The organism is Haloferax sp. s1, assembly GCF_058382125.1.
Map to the genome: position 1 here is coordinate 1 of NZ_JBZRPK010000451.1, position 4,842 is coordinate 4,842.

The 4,842-nt window shown below is 59.5% G+C and carries 6 protein-coding genes; 2 read left to right on the top strand and 4 right to left on the bottom strand.

What is annotated here, in order from left to right; all coding sequences use genetic code 11:
• Positions 1–308: 308 nt before the first annotated feature.
• Both hpt and QT222_RS06520 read right to left on the bottom strand, forming a co-directional pair.
• Positions 309–854, bottom strand: a complete 546-nt coding sequence (gene hpt, locus QT222_RS06515) for a hypoxanthine/guanine phosphoribosyltransferase (RefSeq protein ID WP_004059707.1) — start codon at positions 852–854, stop codon at positions 309–311.
• Between the two features lie 78 nt (positions 855–932).
• A complete protein-coding gene (locus QT222_RS06520; protein WP_491476692.1) occupies positions 933–2,339 on the bottom strand; it encodes an FAD-binding oxidoreductase in 1,407 nt (468 codons plus the stop codon).
• A gap of 182 nt (positions 2,340–2,521) precedes the next feature.
• Here QT222_RS06520 and QT222_RS06525 point away from each other — a divergent pair, with 182 nt between their 5' ends.
• Positions 2,522–3,427, top strand: coding sequence for a helix-turn-helix transcriptional regulator (locus tag QT222_RS06525; protein ID WP_004059709.1), 906 nt, complete (start codon positions 2,522–2,524; stop codon positions 3,425–3,427).
• A gap of 113 nt (positions 3,428–3,540) precedes the next feature.
• A complete protein-coding gene (locus QT222_RS06530) occupies positions 3,541–3,738 on the top strand; it encodes a carboxymuconolactone decarboxylase family protein (RefSeq protein WP_197034208.1) in 198 nt (65 codons plus the stop codon).
• Positions 3,739–3,746: 8 nt separating this feature from the next.
• On the opposite strand, the gene QT222_RS06535 is transcribed toward QT222_RS06530, so the two are convergent.
• Positions 3,747–4,133 carry a winged helix-turn-helix transcriptional regulator gene (locus tag QT222_RS06535; protein ID WP_004059711.1) on the bottom strand — a complete coding sequence of 129 codons (387 nt, stop codon included), beginning with the start codon at positions 4,131–4,133 and terminating at the stop codon, positions 3,747–3,749.
• A 203-nt stretch (positions 4,134–4,336) separates the two neighbouring features.
• Positions 4,337–4,842, bottom strand: a 506-nt coding sequence (locus tag QT222_RS06540) for a pyridoxal-dependent decarboxylase (RefSeq protein WP_491476693.1), incomplete at its 5' end; no start/stop codon positions are given.

A 4,842-nucleotide genomic window follows, 5' to 3' on the forward strand; every position in this document is an offset into this window, starting at 1 on the left:
CATCACCGCAACGTGCTGTATCCCCAATAGAATCGACTCCATCCACGGTGGCCGGTCGTCGAGTTCGTACTCGAGGTCGATTTCCCCGCTTTTGTCGGCTGACATCTATACTCACCACGAACAGAGTGTCCTCAGATAATAGTTTCGCGTTCGAGCTCATTTTTGGCCTTCTAAGCACACGTTCAATACATATTCTTGTATACTTTCGCCCAACTGGGATTCCGACGTAGGTGGACAGACAACTAGCGTCGGACAGCAGAAAACGGAAGCCGGGCAGAAAGCGGACGAACTGGCGAACTCGTCGTCAGTCAGTGAATCGTGACTTCGTCGCCGTCGACGGTGATGTCGATGAGACTCGTCGCCTCGTAGTCGGTGTCGTCGAGCGCTGTCTCGCCAACCTTCCGAATGGCGACGACGATATCAGAGATGTCCGCGCCGATGTCGTCGAGCGCGTCACAGATTGCCGCGAGCGTGCCGCCGGTCGAAAGCAGGTCGTCGACGATGAGCACGCGGTCGCCCTCTTCGACGTCGTTGATGTACATCTCCGATTCGGAGTAGCCGGTGGTCTGGTGGAGTGCGACTTCGCCATCGAGACCGTATTCGCGCTTGCGGATGACGACGAGGGGGATGTCCGTCTGCAGGGAGAGCGCGGTGGCGATGTGGATTCCCATCGCTTCCGGGGCGACGATTTTATCCACGTCGAGGTCTGCTACGCGGGAAATTCCGATGACGACCTCCCGAAGGAGTTCGGGGTCGAGCATCGGGACGCCGTTGCTGATTGGGTGGACGAGATAGTGGTAGCCGTCTTTGTCGATGATGGGCGCTTCGTGCAGAGACTGCTCGAGTTGTTGCATAGAGTCCGTTTTACTAATCGGCGGAAAAGTGGTTCGCTCTGTGTGAGGGAACCGAGTGCGATGCCGACAGTGGTCGGTTCACACCTCCTCGGACGGCGCGATATTCTGATTTAGGTTGAACAGATTCGTCGGGTCGTACTCGTCTTTCAAGGCGACTAACCGTTCGTAGGCCGGACCGAATGTGGTCTGCATCATCTCGTCGCCCTCTTCGAGGAAGCCCGGGAAGTTCAGATACACCGAGCCGTCGGAGAACTGGCGCATGTCGTCGAGACAGTCGCGGACCCACTGAACGTTAGCCTCGTCGTGTTCAGCATCCTCCCAATTCGCCTCCACGCCGAGGAGGAACGGTGCGTGTCGACCGGCGAAGGCACTCTCTTCGATACCGATGTCCTCGATTGCGCCACCGAGTTGCCAGACGTCGACCGTCGAAAGCGGGGACGGTGCGGCTTCGGCCCAGTACTCGATTCGGTCGATGGCGGTTCTGGAAAGCCCGTCGAGGTAGAGCGATTTCCAGTAGTAGCGCATCCCGTCCGGATACTCCTCGTCGAGGAGTTGCTGGAATTCGGTGTAGGGCATAGTGCCGCTGAAGTCGGCAATCGGCTCTGCGAACTCTCGTAGGGGTGCGAGTTCGACTTCGCCGACGTCGGGGGGGCCGGCGTAACAGCCCATGATGGCGAACTTCTGTCTGTGAACGTCGGCACCCGAAAACAACTCCTCGTCCGGGAGTTCACCGGCGAAGACGAGGGAACTGATCTCTTCGGGGGCCGTCGCGACGAATCCGCGGTACGCTTGCAGCAACTCGGTCAACTTGTCCGCCGAGTAGAACACGAGACAGGTCGCGACCTCCGGACCGACAGGGTGGAGTTCGTATTCGAAGGCCGTGACAACCCCGAAGTTACCACCACCACCACGAAGTCCCCAGAATAATTCGGGGTTCTCATCCGCGCTCGCCCGCAGGAACTCGCCGTCGGCCGTGACGAGTTCGACCGAGCGGAGGTTGTCACAGCTGAGCCCGTATTTGCAGCGGAGATGGCCAATACCGCCGCCGAGGGTCAACCCGGCGATGCCAGTGTCCGAAACGACCCCGCCCGGCGTCGCGAGTCCGAACTCCTGTGTTTCGTGGTCGAGGTCGGCCCACGTCGCACCGGATTGGACCCACGCAGTTTGGGCATCGGGGTCGACTTTGACGCCGGTCATTTCCGAGCAATCGATGACCAGTCCGTCGTCGCAGACTGCCGTTCCGGCGACGTTGTGGCCGCCGCCGCGAACCGATACGGGAATGTCGTTCTCGCGGGCGAAGTTCACTGACCTGATGACGTCCGCAACACCCGAACACTGTGCAATGAGGCCTGGATACTTGTCTATCATCCCGTTCCAGACGGCGCGGGCGTCGTCGTAGTCGGTGTCTCCGGGGCGAATGAGTGGTCCGTGAAGGTCTCCTTCGAACTGTTCGGCCAGTCTGTCGTCGAGCGCGTTCTGTGCCATGGAATAACAAACGTGTGCATGGCTGTTGGCCTCACCTATCGAGAAGCGTTCGGCGACGTGAGACTCGTTTCACGGTGTGAGATGAAGTGGTTGCTCGCAACCACAGTTGCCATTCATGCGGTAGGGTATCTATGGCCGTACAGTTACGACCCGCGACACCGTAGTTCACGAAGAAGGTATCCATGGGGACTCACGAAGACGAGACTGACTCCGGCGACGTGCTTCCCCCGCCGGGGTCACCGATACTGGAGGCGGTACTGGAGAACGCACGAAACCGGCAGTATCTCGGACAGCGACTGGACGCGACGGGCGACCGCATCGACACGGACCTCCTCGGCGACATCATTCGGCACGGCCCCGTACTCGAAGCGCTCCGACAGGAACCGCTCGACCGCGGTGAAATCGAAGACCGACTGGATGTTTCGCGGGCGACGAGCCATCGCTTGACGCAGTGGCTCGACGAGCGAGGCTTCGCCGAGAAGGTCGACAGCCGGTTCCAACTAACCGGCCGCGGTGAGGCCATCACCGACGAAGTGCTCCGGTTCGAGGCCAACATCCAGACTGTCCACCGACTGGCTCCGCTTTTGGACGTGATTTGCGAAGACCACCAGGAGTTCGTCGTCGAACCGTTCGTCGATGCGGCTGTGAGCGTCGCCGAACCGGACAATCCCTACCGCCCGGTCGAGCGCTTTATCTCTCTCGTCCGCGAGTCGGAGACCTTCCGCGGATTCAATACGACCCACATGGCCCCGCTCGTCCTCGGCGAGTTCCACGAGCACGTCTTCGAGGGGACCGAAACCGAGATTATCTACCTGCCGCACATCGTCGAGAAGTTGTTCGATACCTACCCGGAGAAGGCAACCGAAGCGGTCGAACGCGGGCACCTGACCCTCCGGACGCGCGAGGAGCTTCCGTACGGACTCGTGCTCTTCGACGACTGCGTCGGCATCGGCGGCTACGACGAATCGACGGGCATGATGGAGGTGTTCGTCGATACCGACTCACCCATCGCCCGCGAGTGGGCCGAGCGTGTGTATGCGTCGGTTCGAGCGGATTCTGAACTGCTTGATGAGGGGAGATTCGGGTAAAGCGTCTCTGCTCTGGATTATCGGGGTGGCCGCCTGACGTGGAGCTTTTCCGGTGAAGACGCTGGTTTCTTAGCCGTTCTCTCTGAGCGCGAACCGCCGGGACAGACGGCGAACTGTCAGCACAGACGAAGACACTCATCACGCTCGCACTCGATGCCGCCGATGGTAACACGACCGGCGTGAAAGATCTCGCTGCCGTCGCCCGTTCACAGGGCGTTTCCGAGCAGGAACTCGCCGAGACGGTGAAGGTTATCGCCAATCAAGGAGGCCTCGGAAAACTCGCAGTCGCTGCCCACGCCCTCAAGGAGTAACTCACACGTCATGCGTTTCTGTGGCATTCTTCGCCATTCTCACCCACCCACTCTGCATTCCATTCGTCGATTGCGTCGAACACTGGCTGGAGTGCTGCACCCTTCTCAGTCAGGCTGTAGTGGGTCTCGACGGGCGGCCCTTCCTCGACACGGCGGTCGACGATTGCGTCTTCCTCGAGCGATTCGAGCACCCGCGAGAGTGTGTACGAACTCGCCCCAGAGGCTCGTTTCAGCTCGTTAAATCGGTGGTCGCCATCGAACAGGTTATACAGAATCCGAAGCCGCCACTTGGTGCCGAACTGATCCAGCGATTGAACGCCCGAACATGCTTCCGGTGTGAGTTCCCGAACCTCTCGTAGGTTGTCATCGATCTCCTCGTCGGGTGCTGGGACCATATCGGCTATACGGCAGTCCCCCAATGTAAGCATTTGTCTTGGATTGCCTTGTGCCTCTCAGATACTGATGAGCGTACCGGCTGTGCAGGTGATTTGCGCCTTTATCGTAGTTGGTAGCGCGACTTCTATATTTAGATGAGGGTAAACTGGAATGACTGAACCGGGATGGGATACGTATCGCTCATGAAGTCATCTCCAGTAGGCTACGGTCGTTCAGCCTCTAGGAAGAGATCAATTCCGTCGAACAGTCGATCAAGCGTCGTTTTGTCTGTGAATGGGTTCAATAGGACGACTCGGAGCCACCGTGTGTCCCGATAGATCGGTAGCGAGACAAAGACGTCCTGTCTGGAGAGCAGGTAGCGCTGGAGTCGTCCGTTGAGTGCATCTCGCTCGTCCGGTGGACACCAGTCCGGGGCGGCACGGAAACAGACGATGTTCATCTCTGGCTCGCTGGCCAGCTCCAGCGCATCCTGGTCAGCGACGCGGTCACGAATCACAGCCGCCAGGCGGTAGCTCTCGTCGATTAACTGTCCGAGTCCCTCCCGGCCGAGGTGCTGAAAGGTGAGCCAAAGTTTCAGACCCTCCGCCCGCCGGGTCCCTTGGACGCTCAGTTCACCGAGGTTCGGAATCGCATCGTCACCGCGCATATACGGCGCCCCAACCCGGAAGTCCTCCTGTAAGATGTCCAAATCAGCGAACAGAGCCATGG